Source organism: Pedobacter sp. N23S346 (assembly GCF_048515415.1).
In the GTDB taxonomy this organism is placed as follows: Bacteria; Bacteroidota; Bacteroidia; order Sphingobacteriales; family Sphingobacteriaceae; genus Pedobacter.
Genome location: NZ_JBLYEE010000016.1, coordinates 58,477 through 84,015, shown reverse-complemented (window position 1 = coordinate 84,015; position 25,539 = coordinate 58,477). Strand labels below are relative to the sequence as shown.

Annotated in this window: 24 protein-coding genes; 6 read left to right on the top strand and 18 right to left on the bottom strand. The window is 38.9% G+C overall.

What is annotated here, in order from left to right; translation table 11 throughout:
- The first annotated feature begins 199 nt into the window (after nt 1–199).
- Nucleotides 200–421 (top strand): DUF3606 domain-containing protein, encoded by a 222-nt coding sequence (locus tag ACN1CD_RS21345; protein WP_419132442.1) that lies wholly within the window; start codon nt 200–202, stop codon nt 419–421.
- Between the two features lie 9 nt (nt 422–430).
- Nucleotides 431–628 carry a hypothetical protein gene (locus tag ACN1CD_RS21340; RefSeq protein ID WP_419132441.1) on the top strand — a complete coding sequence of 66 codons (198 nt, stop codon included), beginning with the start codon at nt 431–433 and terminating at the stop codon, nt 626–628.
- Between the two features lie 36 nt (nt 629–664).
- Here the strand turns inward: ACN1CD_RS21340 and glgX are convergent, their stop codons facing one another.
- The 5 genes from glgX to ACN1CD_RS21315 form a co-directional block, all read right to left on the bottom strand.
- The gene (gene glgX / locus ACN1CD_RS21335; protein WP_419132440.1) at nt 665–2,794 is read right to left on the bottom strand and encodes a glycogen debranching protein GlgX; all 2,130 of its coding nucleotides are present in this window, start codon (nt 2,792–2,794) and stop codon (nt 665–667) included.
- 206 nt (nt 2,795–3,000) lie between these two features.
- A complete protein-coding gene (locus ACN1CD_RS21330; RefSeq protein WP_419132439.1) occupies nt 3,001–4,149 on the bottom strand; it encodes a serine hydrolase domain-containing protein in 1,149 nt (382 codons plus the stop codon).
- 60 nt (nt 4,150–4,209) lie between these two features.
- Entirely contained in the window at nt 4,210–4,662 is a 453-nt protein-coding gene (locus tag ACN1CD_RS21325; protein WP_419132438.1) for a VOC family protein, read from the bottom strand.
- Nucleotides 4,663–5,638: 976 nt separating this feature from the next.
- Nucleotides 5,639–6,385, bottom strand: coding sequence for a competence protein CoiA (locus ACN1CD_RS21320; protein WP_419132437.1), 747 nt, complete (start codon nt 6,383–6,385; stop codon nt 5,639–5,641).
- 12 nt (nt 6,386–6,397) lie between these two features.
- Nucleotides 6,398–6,712, bottom strand: a complete 315-nt coding sequence (locus ACN1CD_RS21315; RefSeq protein ID WP_419132436.1) for a hypothetical protein — start codon at nt 6,710–6,712, stop codon at nt 6,398–6,400.
- A gap of 487 nt (nt 6,713–7,199) precedes the next feature.
- Between ACN1CD_RS21315 and ACN1CD_RS21310 the strand changes: the two genes are divergently transcribed.
- Nucleotides 7,200–9,323 (top strand): HRDC domain-containing protein, encoded by a 2,124-nt coding sequence (locus ACN1CD_RS21310; RefSeq protein ID WP_419132435.1) that lies wholly within the window; start codon nt 7,200–7,202, stop codon nt 9,321–9,323.
- Here the strand turns inward: ACN1CD_RS21310 and ACN1CD_RS21305 are convergent.
- On the bottom strand, nt 9,320–9,826 hold the full coding sequence (locus tag ACN1CD_RS21305) for a hypothetical protein (RefSeq protein WP_419132434.1): 507 nt from the start codon (nt 9,824–9,826) through the stop codon (nt 9,320–9,322). The genes ACN1CD_RS21310 and ACN1CD_RS21305 overlap by 4 nt on opposite strands.
- Nucleotides 9,827–10,022: 196 nt before the next feature.
- Between ACN1CD_RS21305 and ACN1CD_RS21300 the strand changes: the two genes are divergently transcribed.
- Nucleotides 10,023–10,223, top strand: coding sequence for a hypothetical protein (locus ACN1CD_RS21300; RefSeq protein ID WP_419132433.1), 201 nt, complete (start codon nt 10,023–10,025; stop codon nt 10,221–10,223).
- A gap of 180 nt (nt 10,224–10,403) precedes the next feature.
- Here the strand turns inward: ACN1CD_RS21300 and ACN1CD_RS21295 are convergent, their stop codons facing one another.
- Both ACN1CD_RS21295 and ACN1CD_RS21290 read right to left on the bottom strand, forming a co-directional pair.
- Nucleotides 10,404–11,066, bottom strand: coding sequence for a DUF4142 domain-containing protein (locus ACN1CD_RS21295; protein WP_419132432.1), 663 nt, complete (start codon nt 11,064–11,066; stop codon nt 10,404–10,406).
- A 124-nt stretch (nt 11,067–11,190) separates the two neighbouring features.
- The gene (locus tag ACN1CD_RS21290; protein ID WP_419132431.1) at nt 11,191–12,030 is read right to left on the bottom strand and encodes an ion transporter; all 840 of its coding nucleotides are present in this window, start codon (nt 12,028–12,030) and stop codon (nt 11,191–11,193) included.
- 295 nt (nt 12,031–12,325) lie between these two features.
- On the opposite strand from ACN1CD_RS21290, the gene ACN1CD_RS21285 reads away from it, so the two are divergent.
- Complete coding sequence (locus ACN1CD_RS21285; RefSeq protein ID WP_419132430.1) at nt 12,326–13,045, top strand: DUF481 domain-containing protein; 720 nt, start codon at nt 12,326–12,328, stop codon at nt 13,043–13,045.
- A gap of 4 nt (nt 13,046–13,049) precedes the next feature.
- Here ACN1CD_RS21285 and ACN1CD_RS21280 read toward each other — a convergent pair whose 3' ends face one another.
- On the bottom strand, nt 13,050–13,760 hold the full coding sequence (locus ACN1CD_RS21280; RefSeq protein ID WP_419132429.1) for a hypothetical protein: 711 nt from the start codon (nt 13,758–13,760) through the stop codon (nt 13,050–13,052).
- A 239-nt stretch (nt 13,761–13,999) separates the two neighbouring features.
- On the opposite strand from ACN1CD_RS21280, the gene ACN1CD_RS21275 reads away from it, so the two are divergent.
- On the top strand, nt 14,000–14,206 hold the full coding sequence (locus ACN1CD_RS21275) for a hypothetical protein (protein WP_419132428.1): 207 nt from the start codon (nt 14,000–14,002) through the stop codon (nt 14,204–14,206).
- Between the two features lie 173 nt (nt 14,207–14,379).
- On the opposite strand, the gene ACN1CD_RS21270 is transcribed toward ACN1CD_RS21275, so the two are convergent.
- From ACN1CD_RS21270 to ccoN, 9 genes are all read right to left on the bottom strand, one after another.
- The gene (locus ACN1CD_RS21270) at nt 14,380–15,681 is read right to left on the bottom strand and encodes a PepSY-associated TM helix domain-containing protein (protein WP_419132427.1); all 1,302 of its coding nucleotides are present in this window, start codon (nt 15,679–15,681) and stop codon (nt 14,380–14,382) included.
- A 31-nt stretch (nt 15,682–15,712) separates the two neighbouring features.
- Entirely contained in the window at nt 15,713–16,954 is a 1,242-nt protein-coding gene (locus ACN1CD_RS21265) for a DUF4374 domain-containing protein (RefSeq protein WP_419132426.1), read from the bottom strand.
- Nucleotides 16,955–16,976: 22 nt separating this feature from the next.
- Complete coding sequence (locus ACN1CD_RS21260) at nt 16,977–19,361, bottom strand: TonB-dependent receptor (protein WP_419132425.1); 2,385 nt, start codon at nt 19,359–19,361, stop codon at nt 16,977–16,979.
- 381 nt (nt 19,362–19,742) lie between these two features.
- A complete protein-coding gene (locus ACN1CD_RS21255) occupies nt 19,743–20,441 on the bottom strand; it encodes a sulfite exporter TauE/SafE family protein (RefSeq protein ID WP_419132424.1) in 699 nt (232 codons plus the stop codon).
- On the bottom strand, nt 20,441–20,875 hold the full coding sequence (locus tag ACN1CD_RS21250; RefSeq protein ID WP_419132423.1) for a FixH family protein: 435 nt from the start codon (nt 20,873–20,875) through the stop codon (nt 20,441–20,443). Before ACN1CD_RS21250 ends, ACN1CD_RS21255 begins: the two co-directional genes overlap by 1 nt.
- Before the next feature lie 12 nt (nt 20,876–20,887).
- Nucleotides 20,888–22,255 (bottom strand): cytochrome c oxidase accessory protein CcoG, encoded by a 1,368-nt coding sequence (gene ccoG / locus ACN1CD_RS21245; RefSeq protein ID WP_419132422.1) that lies wholly within the window; start codon nt 22,253–22,255, stop codon nt 20,888–20,890.
- Nucleotides 22,236–23,207, bottom strand: coding sequence for a cbb3-type cytochrome c oxidase N-terminal domain-containing protein (locus ACN1CD_RS21240; protein WP_419132421.1), 972 nt, complete (start codon nt 23,205–23,207; stop codon nt 22,236–22,238). The genes ccoG and ACN1CD_RS21240 overlap by 20 nt, the downstream gene beginning before the upstream one ends.
- Entirely contained in the window at nt 23,194–23,376 is a 183-nt protein-coding gene (locus ACN1CD_RS21235) for a hypothetical protein (protein WP_320466144.1), read from the bottom strand. Before ACN1CD_RS21235 ends, ACN1CD_RS21240 begins: the two co-directional genes overlap by 14 nt.
- A gap of 4 nt (nt 23,377–23,380) precedes the next feature.
- Nucleotides 23,381–25,519: a cytochrome-c oxidase, cbb3-type subunit I gene (ccoN, locus tag ACN1CD_RS21230; RefSeq protein ID WP_419132420.1), complete on the bottom strand. Its 2,139-nt coding sequence runs from the start codon at nt 25,517–25,519 to the stop codon at nt 23,381–23,383.
- Between the last annotated feature and the right edge of the window lie 20 nt (nt 25,520–25,539).

Here is a 25,539-nt window from a genome sequence, read left to right as displayed (position 1 = left end):
GTGAGTTAGGGACATATAAAGCTTAGATTTAAATTTTGGCTACTTCTGAGCGACTTTCTGATTAAGTTTTCAAAACTGTGTTATGTAAGATCATCAAAATTCAAATCCTGACAATAAGAAAACAAATCCTTTAAAATGAACAAAACTTCCAGATAGGATTTGGTGTTTACTAAGTATCAATTAACCAAATTATAGACCTATGGAAATTAAAAATATTTCGACCACAGCTCGTAAAGAGTTAATCGACATTTCCGATGAACAAGATCGCAATTACTGGGCAACACGCCTTGGTGTAAGTTGTGAAAAATTAAAATCGACCGTTAAGGCCGTTCAAAGCATGGAATTTTCAAAATTGAAAGACCATTTGAGAATGGAAAAAATTAAGACGGCAAGTACCTACCAGCGTTTCTTAAATTCCTAATAATAAATCATGATCGTTGAAGAGAATAATATGAGCAGTGGAAACGTGACCAGTAAAATTGTCAGTAAAAACCAGTTAGTTGATTTACCTGTTCAGGGTAAAGCTTTTACCAACAAAACTAAACCCGATGCCATTAAGCATCCAAATGCAATCATTAGAACATTAACCTTTTCGTATCCAAAAAACGGATTGGCTAATTTGCTTTAATCACAAAAAAACAGGTTTTAGAAAAACCTGTTTTTTTTATTCCTCTGATTTTAAGACCAATATTGATCTGCCTCCAACAACAAGTATTTCTGATGCTTCGTGTAAGGTTAAGTCATTTTTCGAAATTTCTCCAGTTGACGTATCCAATACTTTTCTCCATTTTTTCGCATAGTCTTCTTTAGGCAATTTATAATTTATGCCTTCATAGTGCGCATTAAAAATAATGAAGAAATGATTATCCAGAATATCTTCGCCCATTGGTCCTTTACTCTGTATTCCTTCACCATGGAAATAAATCCCGATGGAGCGGGCAAAATCACTTTCCCAGTTATAGCCTTTCATGGGGTTGCCATCAGGTGTAAACCAGGCAATATCTTTCAATCCATCCTCACCAACTTCTTGTCCGTTAAACCATTTCCTTCTTCTTAAACTCGGATGATTTAAACGGAGCTGAATTAATTGCTGTGTAAAGTACAATAGTGATTCATCGATCGAAGCCCAATCCAACCATGACAATTCGTTATCCTGACAATAGGTATTGTTATTTCCTTTTTGTGTTTTACCCATTTCATCACCAGAAACCAACATCGGAATGCCTTGTGATAAAAATAAGGTTGCCAGAAAATTTCTCTTTTGTTGCTGGCGGAGATTGACAACATGCAAATCTTCTGTTTCTCCTTCTGCCCCACAGTTCCATGATCTGTTATGGTCTTCACCATCCGTATTATCATCCAGATTTGCCTCGTTGTGTTTTTCATTATAGGACACCAAATCATGAAGCGAAAAGCCATCGTGCGCAGTAATGAAATTAACACTGGCTGTTGGTCTGCGGTAATCTTCCTGATATAAATCTGGACTACCTAAAAAGCGTTGTGCAAATTCTCCGAGCATATTTGGGTTTCCACGCCAATAGTCGCGCATGACATCGCGGTACATTCCATTCCATTCTGCCCAGCCCGGCGGAAATTTACCCACTTGATAGCCGCCATTGCCCACATCCCAGGGTTCTGCAATCAGTTTTACCTGAGAAATTACAGGATCCTGGTGAATAATATCAAAAAAAGCACTTAACCGGTTGACTTCATGTAGCTCTCTGGCCAATGTAGATGCCAGATCGAAGCGAAATCCATCTACATGCATCTCCTGAATCCAATACCGCAAACTATCCATCATAAAACGAAGCACGTTTGGAAGCATAGAATTCAAGGTATTTCCAGTTCCGGTGTAATCGGTATAGTATCGTTTATTTTCTTCCAACCGGTAGTAGGCGCTATTATCAATTCCTTTAAAAGACAAGGTTGGGCCAAACTCATTTCCTTCTCCTGTATGATTATAAACCACATCCAGAATCACTTCAATACCTTCCGCATGCAATGCTTTAACCATATCCTTAAACTCATTCACTTGTCCTCCACGTATATCAGAAGAGGCATAACGAGAATCTGGAGCGAAAAAGCCAATGGTATTATAACCCCAATAATTGGTAAGTCCTTTTTCTTGCAAGTGATGATCAGAAATGAATTGATGTACCGGCATCAGCTCCACTGCAGTTACGCCTAGTTTTTTTAAATAATCTATGGCAACCGGATGTGCCAGCCCCGCGTATGTACCACGAATATTTTCGGGAATATCTGGATGGGTTTTGGTAAAACCTTTCACATGCATTTCATAAATCACGGTTTCGTGATAATCAGTTTTAGGGTGAACATCACCCGTCCAGTCGTATGCCGGATTAATCACAACTGATTTGGGAATAAATGCGGTATTATCACTTTCGCTGAAACTCAGATCCATAAGCGGATGACCAAGTTCATATCCAAACAGCGCATTATCCCATCTGATATTACCTGCAATCGCCTTTGCATAAGGATCGAGCAGAACTTTATTTGCATTAAATCTAAATCCGTTTTCCGGTTGATAAGGTCCGTGTACACGGTAGCCATAAAGCTGCCCCGGTTTGATATCTGGAATATAGGCATGCCAGATTTCATGAGACCTTTCTAAAATTGTTACGCTGCCTGTTTCGGTCTCTGCATGTTCACTATCATAAAAACAGAGTTCAACTGCAGTGGCATTCGCCGCAAAGATTGCGAAATTAACTCCTTCACCATCCCATGTGGCACCTAATGGATAAGCTTCTCCTGGAAATTGTAAAAGTTCGGGCATTATTTTAAATTAAGTTTGGTATATATAACGATATCGCCAATGCAGAAATATTTAAAATTTCATTAAATAATTCTCCTGATTAACCTACTTACAAGTAAAATTAACACCTAAAAGTTTTAACAAAAATAAATTCACAAACGGAAAACATGTTTTCCGTACCCTATTTAAAGTGAAAATAATATGCTTGAAGTAACTGGCACACCGATCTACTTCACGAAATGTTGGTACAAAGTATTTATTGCCGCTCTGGTAAAATCAGGAAAATCACCCGTGTAGGTGGCATTTATTCCATTGGTGATGATAACGAAACCAAATTTTTCTTTTGGATTAAAAAATAGGGTGCTGTAGAGTCCATAAGCCGAGCCGGTATGGCCGATGAGCTTCACTCCCGGGATTAAAGTACTGGATTGCCGAAGGGCTAAACCATATTCTTCTTCCTCGGTAATTTTAGTTTGCATCAGCTTAGCGTGCTTTTTGGAGATGATTTTGATACCATTTCCTGTCCCATAGTTCATATGCATGATCATGTATTTCGCCAGATCGGGAGCGGAGATTTTCATACCACCGGTTGGTGAAAAAATTGGCGTGCTGTAACCCATCACATATTTTTTAATTTCTTCTCTGCGTGGCGCATACGCCGCTGGGGATGGTGTGAAGCTTTTGGTATCGGTGTGGTATTCATATAGCTTCACAAAGCGGGTACTATCTAAAGCGTCAACACGATAGCCGCCATACAGACCAAGTGGCTTTAAAACATGATTTTCGACATACTGATCAAAACGCTCACCTGATTTTTTTTCGATGATTGTTCCAATAAGATTGAAATTCAGGTTACAATATTGATAGCCTTTACCGGGTGCATAATCGTTATAACACTTTGCATAATCAGGATTTTTACCTGGATTAATCAAATCCAGATTTAGGTATCCTTGACTGTCATTCAGGCTGGAAGTATGTGAAAGCGCCATCTTTAAGGTGATCTTTTGATCGGGAAACTTCGGATTTCTTATCTTGAAGCCCACTAAATCTCCAAAATCATCGTCTAAAGATAATTTGCCAGATTCAACCAATTGCAAAATTGAGGTGGCTGAAAAAGATTTTGAAATGGATGCGATTCGAAAAATATCAGCATCTGTTAATGGTGTTTGATTTTCTAAATCTTTTAAACCAAAAGAATGGGTATAAATGATTTTCCCTTCTTTAACTACAGCAACTGAAGCGCCAACGGCACTAAATTTATCCATCACCTTTTTAAAGTCGGCTTCGGCTACTTCATATTGCGCTTTTGCGTTGCCAAACTGAAGTAGAAAAAAAGCTAAAACAATTAATGTTTTTAAGGAAGGGAGATGAATCATACTGTAATTGAAGGATTAAGAAAATTTAGATATTATTATGGTTGTTGTATCAAAAAAGGGTTATTTCATATCATTCGTTTCCAGCCAATGCCCATCCGGATCCTGAAAATAAATTTGTTTAACACCATCAACGCGCACGTTGATTGCACCTGATTTGCCCGTCCAGTCTTCAAAAGGAATGTTTTTACCGCTTAAGTTTTTAATAAATGCTTCGATAGACGGAACGCTAAAACAAAGGTGATCGTTTTTATCAAACTTTTGCGTGCTTTTTGCCCCTTGGATCAGGTGTAATGCACCGGCATTCCCTAGTGAAAACCACGTGTGTTTGCCATCTTTAAATGGTTCTGGAATTTCTTTAAAATTAAAAACACTTCCATAAAAAGTAGTCGATTTGCTTAAATCGGTGACATAAACCGCGATGTGATTTAAAACTGCTGGTGTTTGCTGTGCCATAGATTTTTGAAAGAAAAGAAATAAAAACAGGAAGAGTGAGGGAAGTATAATTTTTCTCATTACTAAAGATCAGATTTTAAAGATTAATTCTATTCAAAAATTCTAACTTTTTATTCACCTGACTTACAAAGTTACAATTGCTTTCTCCTTTAAACTGGTATGATCATCTGGTGCCAAAAGAGAATAAACCCATCTGGCTGGGATGAGATAAAATCTTTTGAATACGAAGAAAAAAATCTGGTTGTAGCGTCTCGCTACGATTCAATACGTATATAGCGATTGTAGTAAGATTGCTTCGTCGGCTGAAGGAGCCTTTTCGCAAAAGGACGAGAATGGAACTGCAATGAATAATATCTTCTTTGTCTTAGCCAGACGGGCGTCTTTCTTTTTCTTGGCAAAAAGAAACAAAAGCCAAGGCTTGCATCCTTTCTTGAATAGCAGCATCGAAATTCTTAAAGCGGAAATATGAGGCTTAGCCCTTACTTAAACCCGCCCTCGCTGCATATTTCCTTGGCCATTCGGGGTAGGTAAATTTGTGCAAGAATTTCAATGTGCTTTTCGGCGAAATCCTGCTAGGCCGGATGCGTAATGGGTAAGGAAGGTAGGTTTATCAAGGTTTGTTTAGTCCAACGACAATCAAATGGTGAGATAACCACCCCGCCTTTCAGGCACCCCTCCGGAGGAGGGGAATTGCAATACGCAGATAACAATCGTTATAAAAGCCCGATAAAGCCAAACCACTGTCTCTTCGTTCTGCTCTTAGATCGGCATGGTCATTTTTTCGGGATCCCTTGAGAAATCCATTTTGCTATGAATCGTCCTCCTGAACTTGATTCAGGATCTTAACTAGATAGGTGCTGAACTAAATTTACTGCGTAGCTTTCCGCTGCGCTACAGGTCAGCATAACGAATCGATTAGTGCATCCCTCGAGAAATCCATTTTGCAACGAATCGTCCTCCTGAACTTGATTCAGGATCTACCAAAATAGGTGATGAACTAAATACCATTGACGTAATTGCCTAACTGCTACGAAAATCAGGAGCCCCCATATTTCGCTAAAAACGTTTTCTTCAGCACCATTTGCAAATAGCTATAATTTTCGGAGACCTGATAACGCGTTCTCAGCCGATACAAAAAATGGCCACCGAAGTCTATAAAAACCGGACAGGCCACATTAAGCCATGCCTGATGCGGATTTCGCCAGCTAAAAGCATAAAACTCTGAAGTAATCGGAATTGTGTTTAAATCACGATGGTAGAAGTTAAGCACTTCAGCATTTGGATTTTGACGGAGGGCATCTATCTTCCGAATCATCGAAAGATGTTCTGAATTGCGAAACTCGTAATTTTCTAACGCCGGATGATTGGGTTTAGGCAAGGCTTTCAAGATTTTAAAGCCTTTGAATTTTAAGCCATTTACGATCCAAATCAACTTAGGATAAAATGCTTCACGTGCCTGTAATTCTTTAAAAGTAATTGGGGAATTTTGAAATTCAATGGTTACTCCGGCTGTTGTATGAATATCAGCACGGTGGTATTCCTGAAGTTTATCATCAAAAAAGTTAACCTCACGAAAGCTAACTGGAAATTTCTCTTTCCATTCCCGGTGCCAGATGGTTTCGTTTTCCCACCAGGAATCACATTTGGCAGCAACGGCATGCGCCCAATGGTGAATTTTGATGGCACCACATTTTGCGATTACCTTTTTGCCGCAGCCAATACAAATTCCATGGGCTCCTTTTGCTGCCGCAGTCTTATCGCCACCTAATAATGCATATTGCATTTGAAAAAACTACTATTCATTACCCTTAAAAACATTCATTACCGCAGTTTTCCATTGAATGTAACCTAAATCGCCACACACGCGACCAACAAAATGTTCTATTTCCTCCGGCACATCATTAACAATACGCCACCTGATTTTATATTTGGGATTGTAGCTAATGTAAACCACTAAATCATCACTACGTTGACCAACAGTTTCGAGCGCTTGTAAATGAATATCGCGTAAATCATCTGCCGCTACCCGAAGTCGCTCATTCATAATCTTGCCCAGCGAAAGATCTGGTCGAAAATCTGTTTCTAATATCGCTAAAACTGTAACCGTCATATTATTCCCTATTCTTCAAAAACAGAAAACCTGCTTTCTTCGCTTAATAATCAATATAATCTCCATGTGAGACAAACAAATTTATACTAAAATAATTAGCAAACAAAAATATTATCTGTTATTTTTTTTAGTTGAATGTCATTTTGAAAAACCGTACTGTAAGTCAATGAGATAGCGAGTTAGCCAGTGCTGTTCTAAGCCAAAGAGAATGAATCAATAGCTATTTAAATAGATCCTGAATCAAATTCAGGAGGATGGCCGTGCTAAACCACCGTTCATACTAATACAAAAGCCTCTTTTTTATCTGGCGAGTGAAATAAAAAAAAATGAGATCTTGAAAAATAAACAATAGAATTAATTTCTGAAGGACGTTTTAGTTCCAAATTGTGAATAACATCTCCCGCAAACAGCACTTAGTTCATCTCAATTCTATGCATCTTTGCAGAAGTTAAGCAAAGGCTTTTTTTTAGGAGATCAGTAAGTAAAGATGCACACCAATAATCATTCAGAAAATTCGAATCAAGATAACCAGCTCATCCTCGATTTTATTAAATCCACCAACCAACCTATCTTTTTAACAGGTAAGGCAGGTACCGGAAAAACAACACTACTCCGAAAAATCAAAGAAACGACTGCAAAGAATTTCGCAGTTGTGGCGCCTACTGCGGTAGCAGCGATAAATGCTGGCGGGGTAACCATTCATTCTTTTTTCCAAATGCCTTTTGGGCCGATTATTCCAATTCAGCAATCTGGAGAGGCAGCTAAAGATTTAAAATATTCTGAAGATAAAATTAAGTTACTTAAATGCCTTGAACTGCTCGTTATCGATGAAATTAGTATGGTGCGGGCAGATATGCTCGACTTTATTGATTATACCTTAAAGAATGTTAAGGCATCTAATTTACCCTTTGGTGGTGTTCAGGTATTGATGATTGGTGATCTTTACCAACTTTCGCCAATAGCGCATGATGCCTGGCATATACTGAAAGATTATTACCTCAGCCCCTATTTCTTTGATAGCTTAATTCTTAAGCAGATTTCACTCGTAACCTTCGAACTTGAAAAAGTTTATCGCCAGTCTGATCCACTATTTCTGGATATTTTAAACAAGATCAGAGAAAATACGCTCACTCCTGCCCTCCTTGATCAGTTAAACGAGCACTACGATCCTACGCTTGCTGATGCCTGGAAAGAGGACTACATTACCTTGACCACCCATAATAATCTTGTTGGCCAGATTAATACGGAATGCCTTGAAAAACTGGCTGGCCAAACCCATGCCTTTCAGGCGAAAATTACAGGCGATTTCCCTAAAGATGCTTATCCGGTTGATGATGTCCTTCATTTAAAGGTCGGTGCCCAGGTGATGTTCATTAAAAATGATTCATCAGGAAAAAGGCTGTATTACAATGGAAAAGCCGCTAAAGTTGTCGGGATTGAAAATGATCGTGTTCGGGTACAATTTTTAGATGATAGTCAGGCTTTTGAAGTAGAACGGGAAGAATGGCAAAATGTTAAATATGCCCTCGATCAGGAGGAAAATAAGATAAATGAAACTAATACCGGGACTTTTGCTCAATATCCGTTCAAACTTGCCTGGGCAATTACCATTCACAAAAGTCAAGGCCTGACTTTCGAAAAAGCCATTGTAGACATTAGTTCATCTTTTACGCATGGCCAGGCTTATGTGGCCTTAAGCCGATGTAAGAGTTTAGAGGGCCTGCTGCTAAAATCTCCGGTTAAAATGGAAAACATTATGACGGATAAGCGGATTATTGCTTTCACGGCAGATGCGGTAAGCAGGAAACCCGTAACCGATGATTTGGTATCTTTCCAGAAACAATATGCATGGAACCTGGTCGATGATTTGTTTGATTTTAATGCTATTGAGGCTTATTGGAAGATTTTAAAAATATCGAAATTTAGGGCAAATGATGAAAACGCCGCATTAAACAACCTGCAAATGGCCGTTACTGATCTTTTAGAAAAAGATATTATCCGAATTGCCAGAAAGTTTAAAGATCAGGAACTTGCTAAAATAAATAAGAATACAAATCTGGATGATGATGAAATATTTTTAGAACGACTGGCTAAAGCAGCAAAATATTTCATTCCAAAACTGGAGACGGTAATTAACGAAATGAGCAAATTTGCAGGTCTGAGCATCTACCTGGACGAACAATCGGAAAAAATTTTGGCTACCCTGAGCAATTGTGCCAATGCACTGAATGTTAAATTTTCGCTCTTTAAATTTAACTGGAGCCCGTTTTCGCTTGATGAATACACGAAGACTTACCTGGCCTCCACAAATAAATTCGATCAACGCCCTAAAAAAACGAGCGTGGTAAAAGCCGTGCTTCCGAAAGAAATTGTTAACCAAAAATTATATCAAAGTCTGGTGGCCTGGAGAAAGACCGTCAGCGAAGCGCGTAACGTTCCGGCGCATACCATTTTATCAGACCTTGCCCTATTGAATGTTGCCGCTAAACCGCCGAGATCAACTGATCAACTGGCTGCAGTAAAAGGTGTTGGAATTGGAAATGCTGTAGATTTAGGAAGAGAAATTTTGAAAATCGTAAATGAGTTTCTTGGTGCAAGCACGCTTTTTTAAAGTTCGCCGAATAATTTAAAATAGGCGTAGGTAATTAAAATGCCTGCAAAAAAACACAACATCCTTATTAACCACATGTTTAAAATATTCTTGCCTTGCTGTGTGATGCTTTCTTCCAAACTTTTAAGCAACTGATCTTGCTTCAGTGTTTTTTCTTTAAGATCGAGGTTTTCATTCTGCAAATCAAAAACGCTTTTCCCTGTATCTTCTTCTAATTTCTTAAGTGCATAACGACGCTTGAATCCACCTTCACTAATAAACATGTCAACACCTGCCTGTTTACCCACCATTGCAGGCAGGAAAATCCCATCAACCTGCCCAACCAGTATCACTAAATTCATCTGCACTAAAAAGTCTAAATAATCAGAAGCCAGGCTGCCGTTACCTCTGAATATTTTAAGCACACGGTCTGATTTGATGTAAACTTCTTCATCAAATTCATTTAGGATATTATCCAAAAGCTCACATTTAGCCGGAGTTAAACTGATGGAGGGATTCTTCATTTAGTGGAACGTTGATAATATCTGGCAATAAAGCAAAAATATATCTAATCAAAAAGTTTTATATGTTAAATAACAACGTAATGTTTAAGTAAACGGATTGCTTTCTACATAAAAAGATTTTCTAATGACTTTCATTTTTATAGAAATCAAAAACTTATTGCAAGATTATGCTGTTCTCAAAATAAAGATTTAAGGTATGAGAGATCAGGAAGAAACACCGAAAGACGAGAAAAAAAATGAAGATTCAGATCAGTCTCAAATTCATAGTGCTGAAGGAAATGCTGGGGAAGAACAGGATGATTCTGAATATACGGAAGAGGAGATCCCTTTTGCGGATGGTGAGGGAACTAAACTGGATGAATGGATTGATGAAGAAGACGAAGATAATGATGAGTAAACATAAATGGCGTGCAATTGATGCACGCCATTTATGTTTTATTACAAAGGTCCTGAATCAAGTTCAGGATGACGACCGCTTTAACCCACCGTTCATGCTAATGCAAAACACTAGGTTGTGTATATCAAACATTATTCTGAACGGCAGATAATTAGTGAAAAATAAATTCTTTTATGTTAATTATAGATTGAAAGTATTGGCTTGTTTAAGATGTGCTTTCAATTTTGGGAGTTGTTTCGATGCATACTTTCTTACCGCAGCATCTGATGACTTTGCAGCCTCTTCAAATAAAGCAATGGCTTTCTGATGATCAGCAATCATTGCAACTATATAGGCCTGATCTAAAGCAGAACCACTCAATTTCTTTAAATCATCTACCGATCTTAATATTTCACTTTCCTGATTGGGTGCATCACTTTTCACATTACCTGCTGCCTCTGGCTGATTTTGATTCCTGGTCGTATCCTTCATATTTTCAGGTGCAGAATCAACCCGACCATCCGGTCTTAAATTACCCGGAAGGGTACTCATTGGTAAAGTTACATTCTTGGCTTTAGCTAAAGTTTTCAATTCTTCGTTCGCTTTGGTATGATCATCGATAATCATCTTCGCATAAGCTTTTATTTTCGGATCTGTAGATTTTTCGTTCGCCACACCACTTAGCTGCACTTCTTTCATGCCCATTAGTTTGGCCTGCCTGATGAAATCTTCTACAGTTATATCAGCTTTTGCTGCAGATTTATAAACTGGTTGCTGATCATTGGCCAATGCCATTTGATCAAAACTGGTAATGGATAATAAAACGACAGCGGTTTTTGCCAGAGTAGAGATGATATTTTTCATAATTGCTTTCTTTAATCTTAAATGATAACCGGGTTCAGATAAAAAAAGTTTCAGCAATATTGAGGCAGAATTAAACTGCCTATCGCTCACAAACTATTTAAAACAATTAATTTACAGGTAGAAGCTACCGATATAAAGAAGAGCCGCAAAACTTACAGAACAATGCATTGCTATCATGCCCTTCCCTGCTACAGTTTGGACAAGATTCTGGCATTTCCTTTTTTTGCCTTGCTGCAAGCGCAATATCATGGGTAATGATTCCTGTAGGTACCGCAATAATGGCATAGCCAATTAGCATCACTACTGAAGCAACAAATTTTCCCATTGGTGTAATTGGAGAAATATCACCATAACCAACAGTTGTAATGGTTACGATGGCCCAATAAATACTCTCAGGAATGTTAGAAAAACCATTCTCTTTCTTTTCGACCAGGTACATAATCGACCCTAAAATTACCGTAATGGTGAGTACGGTGAGCAGGAAAATGCTAATTTTCCTTAAACTATTTTTTAATGCATGCGTTAAGAAATTAATCTCTGTTAAAAATTGTCCAAGCTTAAAAATCCTGAAAACCCGGAGCAATCTCAACGCCCTGAATACAAGTAACGATTGCGCACCAACGAAAAAGATGCTTAAATATGATGGCAGCAGCGAAATCAGGTCGATAACGCCCAGTGGGCTCCATACAAACCGGAATGGCTTTCTGATGCTCACCAATCTTAAAATATACTCTACAGTAAACAATGCAGTAAAAATCCACTCCAGCGTATTAAATAAGGGGCCGTAGTGAGCATGGATACTTTGCACACTATCCAGCATAATGATGATAATACTGGTAAATATGGCAAGAAGTAAACCAATGTCGAAAGCTTTTCCGGCAGGTGTATTCGATTCGTATATAATTTCGTGAAGTTTAAATCGCCAGTCGGTATTTGAATCTGGCTTGATATGTTCTTTGCTCACTTTTAATTTAAAAATTTATGTTTTCAAGAAGTTTTAAAAAGGGGAAAAACCTTTAAGATTTTTCCCCTTGAATATAATGTTAGCTATTTTTCATGGATAAACCTAGCCGTTTTGCCTATCTTGTTTTGCAGGCGCCTTCTGCTTTTTCCATTTTATTTGGTTTTTGATAAATTCTGATGATAAAATAACATAGAAACTGAAAACATGGTTTTTAGTTATAATTTCTTCAGTAGTGTTAAACATCAATCATTTTTAAAAATCCCAAACATCGAATGCGTAATGCTGTTAGAATTAAATGCGGCTACCTTTACTCCTGATCTTAGGCATGCTTTTCCACATCGAACTAAAAGCACAATACAGCGATTCTACACAGTATCATATCCTACTCTCTTCTACCGGCTCCATTAACCGAACCAATGAAGACAAGGCATATCTGTTAAATAATGTTTTGAATTTAGGAATGAAAAAAAAGGCTTTCGTTCTGAATTCATCATCAAGCTGGCTCTATGGAAAACAAAATAGTAGCCTGAGCAATAATGATTTTTCAAGCACGTTAAACTTCAATCTTTACAAAACATTTCCTCACTTTTATTACTGGGGATTGGTAAATTATAACACGAGTTATTCCTTGAAACTTAAAAATCAATTGCTTGCCGGCGGTGGAATTGCCTATAGCATTTTGGATAAACCAGATGCTTACGTGAATTTGAGTGATGGAATTTTGTTTGATCAGAGTAGCCTCATTGTTGGCGAAAGCTATAATACCTATCGTAACTCTTTACGTTTACAATATCATTTCGCAATCAAAGAAATTATCGTAATTGACGGTAGCCACTTCCTTCAGAATTCATTTGACAGAAAAGGTGATCACATTATCAGATCGACGACATCGATTGGTTTGAAATTAAGGAAATGGATCAGCCTGACTACAGCCTTAAATTACAACAGGTTAAATATTACCGGTCGGGAGAATCTTAACCTTACTTATGGATTAAGTATCGACAAGTATTTTTAGGGAATTAGCTATTTAATTGCAGGCTTTTCTTTGTGAGGGGATATCGAGCCAACAAGAAACTTTCCATAGCGGCACAAAATGTTGGATAGCAGGCCTGTTTGCTTAGATTTTCTAACATTTGAGCATGACTAATGACACTGAGGCTTTTATTTTCAGCGATTAATTCGGCAATAAAAATCACGGCATCCCAAACACCATCCATCAGAAAAAAATCAAATGCTTTTAAAATGGTGTTCCATTGGGTATGAAGTGGACGAAGCAAAAAGTGCCTGGAAACCGGAAGCAAGTGTTTACTGAAACGTTCGTAATCTTCACCACAACCCTCCGTAACCATCATGGCCGCATCTGCCGGAAAATTAAATTTTTCTATGCCGATGATGTCCTTTCCATGTTTATAAATACTGGCTGCACAAACGGAGGAGATATCAATTAAGGCCAGGTGATCGTAAATATTAGGATGCATGGTCTTTTTAGCATCTCTAATGAATTTTAATCCAACGATACCTTTTTTACCTTCTGATTTGAAATTAAGATCTATACATAAAAGTTCAAATTCCTGCTGAAAATTTAACGCCATAACATAATGTGCCGCCTCAGTAACAAAATACCGGAGATCGAGCGTAGGCGTATGTTCCACTTGCTGAAAAGATAAAATAGAAAGTTGCAATAGTAAAGTTGTTCGGTTTCTTTTATACCAGGATATTTTCAATATCAAAGCAAAGCTCAAATTTAACATTTTGCCGCAATGCATTAGACATTTCAAAGTCGATTTTGTGCAGTAAAGATGCTTATCCACTGTGTGACAGGGAATAAAAATACCCACACCAGGAAAATTTGAAATGTTGAAAATTCTTTACAATTCTAATCAACTGGAAACCAGCAGATAATCATATTTATTCGAGCGGTGTTGATAAAAGCATTATTCAATTAATATTCAAATGATAATTTTGTGTTATGGCAAATTTAAACGTGAGAAAATCGATACAAACCAAGATAGAATCTTTAAGTAAGGAGATTGAAAATCTGCAGTCAGAATTAGTAAAATGGGAAAAAATTGCAGCTGAATATGAAGTTAATTCTGAAAGCATCGATTTGATCTTATCTATACAACAACCCGAAAAAGCCGAAGGCAGCCGGGCGAAAAAAGTAAAACAAGCGTAACGTTTGTTTTTAGGAGAAGAAGGCTGCAAGATCTAATTTTGATTGATTTTGCAGCCTTTTTATGATGTTGTCTTTGTAATATGAAAATAGATCCTGAATCAAGTTCAGGAGGACGTATTGATCGTAGCGGGACGCTACAACCTGTACAGTTCAGGAGGACGATCAAGGATACCTTAATTTATAACATTTTCTATTTTTCGAACTGGAATTTTAGCTCTTGGCTTACTATTTTGAATTAGATTTGCACCTTCTGTTTTTAAAGGTTCCTTCGCTTTCCCTTTTTTCTTAAACTTTCGTCCATACCAGATCAGGAAACCCGTTATCGGTAAACTTGCACCTATCAGCGAAGCCAGAAAAGCCAGCACTTTCCCAGGGAAACCCAAAATACTGCCCACATGAATATCGTAATTCATCTTCCTTAGCTTTCCGCCGAAACCAGAAGCTTCATAAGGAACAGCGTAAACACCTTTGCCTTTCAATTCCTGAAGCGTATGTTGGTCGAAAGCATAACTGAGGTTATTATAAAACTGGCCTTTATTCGGGTAAACAGTAATGTTAATCACTGCTTTTGCTTTAGAAGAATCGGGAAAAGTATAGTAGAAACCTTCTGATTTTGGATGCTTCTTAATCACCGTATTCCAAGCCAGATCCATTGCTTTTGCAGGCGTGTAGAACTTTCCGGCCTGTAAAGAATCAGATTCTAGTCTGTCGAATTCACCTAATTTATCGCCACCACTGGTTACCCAGTATAAGCCTTCGCTATACCACCTGATGCCATAGACCATTCCGGTTAATGCAATAAAAAGTAAAAATATAAGGGAATAGAAACCCAATACATTGTGCAAATCTAAATTCACACGCTTAAACGAAGCCCCCCATTTGATTTTAAAACTTTTATCGCGGGTAGATTTGTTCCATTTTTTAGGATACCACCAAATCAAACCCGTAATCAAGAGAACCACAAATATCAGCGTACCATAATTTACAATCGGACGCCCGATAGCATAAGGCAACCAAAGAAACCGGTGTCCGTTCAGAATAAAGCGGAAGAAATCTACCTGACCTTTTTTATGAACCACTTTGCTGATCACTTCACCTGTATAGGGATTAATAGTTAAAGTTGTTCCTCCACCCCTGCGTCCTTCTTCTTTAGCCCCTTTCAGGTTCAGGTTAATTGCCCTGCCTTGCTGATAGTTTGCGTAAGTTGGCGTTTTATCTGGAAAAAGATTTGCTGCAATTGATGTGAGTTGAGCTGGCGTAATTACCGGTTTATCTTGCTTTTCTATTTTAGTTTCAGACTCAAGTAATCCTGTGATTTCTTCATTAAAAACCCAGATACAACCTGTTATACAAACAATTAAAACAATGACGCCAGATACAAGACCGAGCCAGAGATGAAGCCACTTGTTAATTCTGGTAAATTGCGAATCTTTCACTTTTTTCTTCGCCGGGTTGGTGTTATTTACTGTTGCCATTGTCTTGTTAATTGAAATGAGAAATCCTTAATTAATATTGAAGCGCATTGATTGCGGTAATTGTTCCGCCTTCAACCTTTAAACCTTTTTTCGCAACAGCGATATCTGCATCGAAAACATAAACATAACTTCCCTCACTGGCTGTTGTGATTCCGATATATCCCGTTCTGCCATCTTTCGGTGCGTAGTTGTTAATTGTTGTTGTTCTGGTTACATCATTAGGCACGCCTGTTACCCATTTAAATGTTTTATTAATTACATCTACAATAGCGAACCTTCTGGCCGCACCGGTAACTGAACGGGGCTGTGCATACATTTGCAATACAAATTTCCCCATCCCCAGATAACTCTGGCCTGCCATATGGTATCCTCCAGAAAGCTCCTCCACGTTAAAGAAATAGCTTTTATCAAATTCTGTGGTTCCTTTATTAATACGAATCACCGCAGAAGGATTTTTAGAACTTGGCGTTCCGGAATTTGTGGCTGATGCGTAAGAAAAAGCATAGGCATCTCCATTCTCAATTTCCACTAAACCGTTGGTAAAGTAGGCACCTATATAGCTGGTTCGGTTATCCTTAATTACCTTTTCCAGTTTTAATTCCGGATAACTGTAAACAGCCACCCATGAACTATCCGGATAAGCAGTACCGAAAACATCAGGTGCAACACCTTTGATGCTCATATAAGGGATAAAAAGTTTCTCACCTACCTGAGTTGCCCAGGTAAAATGTGCACGCTCTCTGTTTCCAGCCAATTTTACAATGTTCACCTGCTGTTCGCCAACGATTTGGTACTTGCGGGCGTCAATCCGAAAAAAACTTGAAAATTCATTTCCCGATCTTGGGATTTTAGCAATAAAAATATCATCCTTTGCTGGTGCAAAAAGCTGTACCGTTTCCGTTTGAAAATTAGTAAGCTTATTCAGATTCCCTGTTCCATCTAATCGATAAGTGGTTACCGCCCCAGGATTTCCTTGTCCGTACAACAAGCTAAAAAATCGGTTTTTATGGGTTAAATAATAACGATAAGAACCATCTTGCTCAATTCCGTTACCTTGTGTGGTCACCACACCAGATTCCAGGCTATTGGCAGTTAGCAAATAATCTGCAATGCCAGTAGTACCAATTGGGGTTGCTGAAATGATGTATTTTGTTGCGCCGGTAAGTTCTGTATCCACATCAACAATTTCTGATGAATCCAGTTCTTTATCGCAAGCTGCAAACAAAGCAACCAACGATAAGCTTAAAAATGGTAGTAAATATTTAGTTTTCATATTCGTATTTTTTGAAATTTAATTATCTGTTGCTACTGAAAAAATATCGCACTTTGGCATAAAATGCCCTGCCCGGTTTTTGTAAAGAGAAATTATCATAAATGCGGTTATTCACCAGATTTTTACATTCTAAACCGATATTGTATCTTCCACCGCCGAGCGTATACACTGCATTTACGTCTTGCATCCACTGTCTTGGAATGTCGTATTTAGTATCTGCAGTTCCCTGGCTTGGCCATGATAAATAATAGGCATGAACATAAAGCACATTATAGCCAAGGGTTAGCGTGTTACCTTTTTTGCCTACGTTATTGAAGAAAAGTGATGCATCTGCGTTACCAAAAAGATATGGCATATTTGGAATGCGATCTTTGTATAATGGACTTTCCATCGTTTGCCCCTGCTCAAAGCGGGTATTATTTCTTAAATTCTGATAAGTCAGGTTTACCCCTGCAGTAAATAGTTGCTTATAAGAATACCTTACTTCAGATTCGAAACCCAAATTGGTTACATCAGCCAGGTTGCCCATAACCTGTTTGGTCTGGTTGTTATTTAATTGCGGCCTGATGAAATCTTTCGCATCGCGATACATCACGTTCCCATCAAAACTAAAGCGGTGAATCTGATTTAACTGTGCCTGATAGCTAAAGCCCAGGTTATAGTTATTACTTTGCTCTGGTTTCAGGCTGATGTTTCCATCAAGATTTAACAAATCACCAAAAAGTTCATCCGTTTCCGGTAGTCTGTAACTTTTCTCATAAGAAGCCTTCAGTTGTAGATTTGGCACAATGAAATAGGTAGATGCAATGCCGTAGCCTGTTTTGCTGTAGCTGTTTTCCTGCTGAAGATAAGCCACATCACCCCAGTTCCCGCTTGGATTATAACTTTGGGCGTATTTATTAGATTGATAAAATTGCTTCGCGAAAACGGAGGTATTCCATTTCTCTGAAGGACTGAATTTATAACCCAGACCTAAAACGTTCTTATTGTTTTTACGCGGCTGCTCATAGTTCTGACTCTGTGGAAAAAGCTCATCAGCACCTTTTCTGTTAAACGAATTGTAAACGTTATTTAATGACAGGGAATGCTGCTCGTTAATGGTATACGTTAAGTTTGCTGTTGCTAAACCGTTATTATTGCGAAATTTATACATTGAACGCTCACGTTCACTTCCGGCACCCGGATATTCTTTATACTCCTGAAACCAGTTGTAGCGGCGGTATACCGTATCGATATTCTGCTCAGTACCAAAATTAAAATTACCATTTACGCGAAGATCAAGCCCTTTAGTAAATAAATCTTTCTTCTGGTATTTTACAGTTGGCATTAAAATGCTTCCCCTTCTGTGCCAGTTGCCAAAAACACTTACCATTCTGGCACCCGTTTGCACTTCAGCATAATTTTTTCCAACGGTTAAACCGAACATCAGTTGATCTGCGAATGATTTGTTAACCACGCCTGCACTTGCAATTAAGGTTTCGTTGTGATAAGTATCATTGAACCTTTTAACCACCTGATTTCTAAAGTAACGACCATCAAAAGAAGCCACATCGGTAGTTACCTTATAATCGTTATCAGAATAATTCTGGAAAGCATTCAGTTGCACCTTAAATCCAGATGGCGAGGTATAACCAGCATTGATGGCCGTTTTATGGGTATTAAAGGAACCATAAGAATAAGAAGCATCCAGGTAACTTTTTGTAGTATTATCAGTTACAATGTTGATGGCGCCACCCAAAGCATCTGAACCCAACCATACCGGAACCACCCCTTTATACACTTCTACACGTTGCGCCAGGTTGATCGGAATATTATTTATCTGAAAGGAAGATCCAAAATTATCCATAGGTACACCATCGATAAAAAACTTCACCTGCCGACCAGTAAATCCGTTTAAAGAAAAATCCATTCTCGAACCTAGTCCCCCAGCCTCTCTCACACGAACGCCAGATACACGATCCAGGGCATGAGAAATATCAAGTGTACTGTTGTGCAATTTCTTAGCATCAATTGAAGTGACATTGAAGGCTTGTCGGTTTACCTGCTGATTCGCCGTTCTGCCGATTACGTTTACCGTTTCCATATCTTCTGATGATTCGGTAAGATTTAAGCTCAATTTGTTTTCCTGATTTTCGGATACGATGATTTCTTTTCTAATCGTTTTGAAACCAACGGCAGAAATCTGAATTTGATAATTTCCGGCTTTAACTTGAGTGATTTTGAAATTTCCGTTCTCATCAGATACCGTTCCATAATTGGTTTTATGGATCTTGATGGTTGCCCCTGAAATGGGCTGGCCGGAAGCACTTTTGATTTGCCCCGAGATACCGGAAATTCGGTTTTGGGCGGAGGCAAAAATTACACAGGCACATAGCATGCCCAATAGCAAAATTTTCTTAATTTGCATAACTTTTAATGGAGATTAAAGGTGAGCCGGTTTTCCGGTAGCCACACGGGTCTGAACCGTGTGGCATTTTTTTATGGCTCAAATATAAATCTTATTTAGATCAAGTCCAAATAAGGCCTAGACTTATTTCAGCCCTTAAACCCTTTAGTATTGCAAAAAACACAGAAAAACAGCACTTTCAACTCATAGCTGTTCGCCACATCACTTAAAACATGCTCATTAAAATCGTATCCATACACTTACATACTTAATAATTTTAGGAGAAAAATTATTAAGGCAGGTCGATCAGCAGACAATCAATCCAAAAGATTATTTTTTTCGAAAACGATTAAAAATAGTTTCCTGAAGCATACGGAATTTTTGAGAAATGGACACAAAAAATTATTTACAATCCACTGCCTGACCATATAACCCTGTTGGGGCCGGAGATAAATATGGAATACCAAGATTTGCAGAACGGATAATTAACAATAATCCCATGGCAAACATAAACCATGGAATGAGTTTTTGTGTGTTAAAGGAAATATATCTTTTAATAAAAATTCCGCCCAGGGAAACCATTAACATCAATGGAGTGGTGCCGATTCCGAATAAAAACATAAATACCCCTCCGTCTTTGAAACTTCCTGTATTGAGGGCGGTGGCCAACGCCAGATAAACCATTCCACAGGGAATGATCCCATTTAAAGCGCCGGCAAAAAATCCCCAGAGCGGCAACTTGAAAACGTAGCCCATGAGTTTACTGATGGGATGCATTAAATGGTTCTGTAAGGCAGAAAATCGCCTTACATAATTTGGAACAAGCTGCAATAAGGTAAAAACAATCAATAAAATACCGATGATAGTACTGAGTGTCTGCTGGTTACTAAAAACAGTGATACTCTCTCCCAGTACGCCAACTAACATTCCCAGCAAACTGTAAACAAAAACCCTCCCGAACTGATATAAGAGCAATTGGAAGGCCGCGGCAGACAGGTTTTGTTTTTGAAAAGGCATGCCCAGCATAATGGGTCCGCACATTACGGCACAATGCAAACTGCCAAACAGGCCCATTAAAAATGCTAATGGCAAGAAATCCATTACAGTGTAAGCTTAGTTTTGTACAAATAATCTTTCCCTTTAATACGCCATTGAATATTTAAAAACCAGATGCCCTTTTGCAAATGCGCCCTGCTAACTAAAATTAAATGCTCAGGTTCGATGGTTTCCCCTTCCAGTTTCAGGTCTTCGGCTTTATTTGAGGGACGCATGAAGACTAAATGATAGTTGGCACTATCTTTCATGCTGATGATCAATTGTTTTTCGTTCACTACAATTTTAGGTTGCGCATCCTCATTCAGCATATTTTGTTCTGCGTTATAAATAGAATTATAGGTAATTCCTTTTTCATAATAATCTTCGTCTACCAATGCATCGCCATCATGTTTAGCAAACATGTAAACCACCATTGCGATAATGAACAGCATAAAACAACCCATTCCCAATAAGATCTTACTTCCCCAATTCATATTCATCTGTCAATTATTTTAATGATTATCCGGCTGTGCGAAAAAGCTCGTATTGGCCTTGCTTAATACTTTTCCATCTACCAGAACTTCGAAGGTAGCGTCCATTTTATATGCTGTAATGGTTTTATTATCCCTGATCAGAAAAAAAGTGATCTGTGCTGAGCCATCCTTTGGAAGCACACTGGCGGCCTGAATAAACTCAATTTTATCTTCCTTATTTTTTGCCCTGAATTCAAACCGCACTGTTTTATTGGTTTTATTAATCAATTCTGCATTGTACAGATTGCTGGTTTGATTTGTACCTCTGCTTTGATAAAGCGTGCCGCTGGCTCTTAAAACGGTAGTTTCTATCGCCTCTCTTTTATAAATCAGTGCAGAAAAAACCATAAAAACAACAAACAGCACAGCGGCATAACCATATGCTTTTAACCCAATTTTAAAAGGCTTCTGTTCGCTGATATAATCCTGATTATAAAATCCAATCAGCCTTTCTGGCTTATTAATTTTGAACATTACCTCATCACAGGCATCAATACAGGCGGTGCAGTTTACGCATTCCATTTGTGTTCCTTTTCTAATGTCGATACCCGTTGGGCAGACCTGTACGCACAGGCCACAATCTACGCAGTCGCCTTTTTTCTCTTCTGCATCATGCCGTTGAATTTTCCCTCTGGGTTCTCCCCGCTTCGAATCATATGCCACTAGCAGACTCTGATTATCCAGCAAAACGCCTTGTAACCTTCCGTAAGGACAGATGACTATACAAACTGTTTCTCTTAAATAGGCAAACACACCATAAAAGATGAAGGTAAAAAGCCAGATGGAAATAAAACCAGAAATGTGTTGGTTAACAGGCTCTATGATAATTTTGAAAAGTTGAGCAGAACCAATGAGGTATGCCAGAAACGTATTGGCAATGGCAAAAGAAATCACCAGAAAAATAAAATGTTTAGCACCCTTTTTTAAAATCTTCTCTGTATTCCAGTTTTGCGCATTTAATCTTTTCTGACGTGGGGCATCGCCTTCAATCCAATATTCTATTCTGCGGAACACCATTTCCATAAAGATGGTTTGCGGACAGGCCCAACCGCACCAAAGCCTGCCCAAAACCACCGTAAAACAGACAATAAAAATGACGAAAATGAGCATCGCCAGGGCAAATAAATAAAAATCCTGCGGCGTAAAAATGAGTCCGAAGAATACGAATTTCCGCTCAATGAAATTCAGCAACACCCACTGCTCACCATTCATTTTTAAAAACGGACAAGCAAATAAAAGCAAGAGCAACGTATAACTCACCCACTTGCGGTAAGCATATAGTTTTCCTGAAGGCTTTTTAGGATATAAAAAACCTTTAAGCTTGCTGTTATTTTCTTTCTGTAGCATTGGCTTTTAAACTATCAGCTGGTTCTTTCATTGCATTATCCTGTGGATTTTTCTCTTCATACTTTTCGCCCTGAGCTGCTTTAGCACCTGCCGGATTCGTGCCTGCAAGAGATAGAATGAAGTTTGCCACGGCGCTGATTTGTTTCGGACTGAGGTTTTTCTCCCAGCTGATCATCCCCTTTTCGGGCACGCCATATTTAATGGTTTTAAAAACATTGTTAATGCCGCCGCCATGAATCCAGAATTCATCTGTTAAATTCGGACCAATAATTCCCTGGCCTTTGTCGCCATGGCACACCTTGCAATTTCCATCGAAGATATTTTTACCTTCGGCCAGAACAGCCTCTGTGTTGTCAACTTTTACTGTTGTCTCATCAATCGCATTTGCAGATTTTTGGAGATAAGCAGCCTTTTCGATTTTTGCCTGAGCCATTTCATTTTCATACTCCTGATCCTGAAGATCGCCATAACCGCCAATGTGGTAATAGAAAAGGTAAGCAAAAGCAATAATCATCGTTCCAAAAAAGAGGTAATTAAACCAGGCCGGAACAGGATTATTCAGTTCTTTGATACCATCGTAAGCATGATCGATTTCGAGTTCTTTCTCTTGTGCCATTGGCTTTAAACTCAATAACTTTTCCCAGATCGAAGTACCCTTTTTCTGATCTTTCAACCAGTCGTCGTAATTCAACGGTTTTGTTTTAAGCGGCTCAAGGTAGGGTGTCGGATTGAGCTGTTCCTGATACATGACCTTGAAAGCGTTGAGTAAGGTAACAGACACAAACACCAGAACCACAAGGAATAATAATAGAATTACAATCAACATTTCGGTCTGCGTTAAACCCAATGAGGGATTTGACGGCTGAACAGTTTCGACCATCGCCTTCTCATCAGCAGCAAAAACTGAAAGCTGACTAACAAGCAATAAAATAAATAAGCTAATCTTCTTCATGCGCGGTAGATTGATTTTCTGTAAGTGGCAATTCGCTCATCACTTCGATATGTTTTTTATTTAATTTAAGGAGGTAAATGCCTACGATAATGAAAAATACCATAAACATAATCAGCGAACTGATGAGGTAAAGCTCCCCTCCGGCCAGGTCTTTTATTTGATTGAACATAATTTTAATTTGTTGGAATTTTCTCTTTATTCGCTTTGATATCCGTACCCAAACGTTGCAGATAGGCAATGATGGCCACGATCTCCCGATCGCTTTTCACTTTGATGTTATTCTGTTTCAACTCGGCAGCAATTTTTTCTGCCTGAATGTTAAGATCTTCATTTGCCTGCTGATCATAATTTGCTGCATAAGGCACACCAAGCGTTTGCATTGCCCTGATTTTGCTTGCGGTAGTGCTGATATCCAGTTTCTGATCAACTAACCAAGGGTAAGGTGGCATAATACTTCCCGGCGACATTGACGTCGGATCGACCAGGTGATTGTAATGCCAGGCATCAGAATATTTGCCACCAATGCGATGCAAATCTGGTCCGGTACGTTTACTTCCCCATAAGAAAGGGTGATCATATACAAACTCCCCAGCCTTACTATATTCGCCATAACGTTCGGTTTCTGAGCGAAATGGGCGAACGGTTTGAGAATGGCAGTTTACACAACCTTCGCGGATGTAAAGATCCCTTCCCTGCAACTCCAGCGCTGAATAAGGTTTTACACTGGCAATAGTAGGCACATTCGATTGAATCGTAAATGTTGGCATCATTTCCACCATTCCGCCGATCAGGATAATAATCAATGAGAACACCATAAACTTTATTGGTTTGCGTTCCAGCACCCTGTGCCATGCTTTGTCGGCAGCAGAATGGTCTACAATTTCTTTCGATAATGGCATGGCCTCAGCTGGCTCATTGGCAACCAGTTTTGCACTTCTCATGGTTTTGGCCAGGTTATAAGTCATTACGATTACACCTGCCAGATACATTGCACCACCTATTGATCGCAATACATGCATGGGAATTATCTGTAACGTGGTGGCCAGGAAGTTTGGATACTTCAGTAATCCTTCAGCAGTAAACTCTTTCCACATCAAACCTTGAGTAAAACCTGCCCAATACATCGGGATGGCATAAAAAAGAATCCCGAGCGTACCAATCCAGAAGTGAAATCCAGCCAGTTTTTTAGAATATAACTCAGTTTTATAAATTCTTGGGATTAACCAATACATTACGCCGAAGGTTAAAAACCCGTTCCAACCCAATGCTCCAACGTGTACGTGTGCCACGATCCAGTCGGTAAAGTGCGCTACGCCATTGATTTGTTTCAAGGAAAGCAATGGTCCCTCGAAAGTTGCCATACCGTAGGCCGTTAAAGCCACTACCATAAATTTCAGGGTAACATCTTCCCGAACCTTGTCCCATGCACCACGGAGTGTGAGTAAACCGTTAATCATTCCACCCCAGCTTGGTGCAATCAGCATGATGGAAAAGGCTACGCCTAAAGATTGCGCCCAACCTGGTAAAGAGGTATATAATAAATGGTGTGGACCTGCCCAGATGTAAATAAAAATCAGCGACCAGAAATGAAGAATACTCAATTTATATGAATACACCGGTCTTCCGGCCATTTTTGGCAGAAAGTAGTACATCATCCCCAAATAAGGCGTGGTTAAAAAGAAAGCCACTGCGTTATGTCCATACCACCATTGTACCAGCGCATCCTGAACACCTGCATAAACGTAATAGCTTTTCAGGAAAGAAATTGGTAGTTCAAATGAATTTACAATGTGCAATACCGCAATGGTAACGAAGGTGGCAATATAAAACCAGATGGCTACGTATAAATGGCGTTCCCTCCTTTTCAAGATCGTGCCGAACATATTCACCCCAAATACCACCCAGATTACTGTGATGGCAATATCTATAGGCCATTCGAGTTCGGCATATTCATGTGAGGTGGTATAACCCAATGGTAGCGTAATTACGGCCGAAACTATAATGAGTTGCCAACCCCAAAAATGAATTTTGCTTAAAACATCGCTAAACATCCTGGCTTTAAGCAGGCGTTGCAAGGAATAGTAAACGCCCATAAAGATGGCATTCCCCACAAAGGCGAAAATTACGGCATTGGTGTGTAGGGGCCTGATTCTCCCAAACGTGGTATATTGGTTGCCTAAATTCATTGCAGGTTTGAACAGCTGCATGGCGGCCAGCAAACCAACCGTCATCCCGATAATCCCCCATACGAGAGTGGCGATGCCGAAGTTTCTGACAATTTTGTTATCGTAAGTAAATCGCTCTAATTGCATAAACAGAAATGTTTTGTTTG